The sequence below is a fragment of the Vibrio sp. OPT24 genome (genome assembly GCF_015163545.1).
In the GTDB taxonomy this organism is placed as follows: domain Bacteria; phylum Pseudomonadota; class Gammaproteobacteria; order Enterobacterales; family Vibrionaceae; genus Vibrio; species Vibrio cyclitrophicus.
In genome coordinates, this window is record NZ_JADDYI010000038.1 from 1 (window position 1) to 216 (window position 216).

Consider the following 216-nt stretch of genomic DNA (forward strand, 5'->3'; position numbering starts at 1 on the left):
CATTGAGCTAACCTGTACTAATTGCCCGTGAGGCTTAACCATACAACACCCAAGGGGTTTTGTGGACTCAAAGAAAGACAGACCTTGAATGCGTTTGATGAGACATAACTTTTAAATACAGTTTTCCGAATTTTAAAATTTGCTTGGCGACCATAGCATTGTGGACCCACCTGATTCCATGCCGAACTCAGAAGTGAAACACAATAGCGCCGATGG

Annotated in this window: 1 rRNA gene; it reads left to right on the forward strand. The window is 43.1% G+C overall.

Annotation, left to right across the window (positions count from 1 at the left end):
• Nucleotides 1–142 precede the first annotated feature (142 nt).
• Nucleotides 143–216: ribosomal RNA gene (gene rrf, locus IQO02_RS08510) — 5S ribosomal RNA — on the forward strand; the annotation flags it as partial.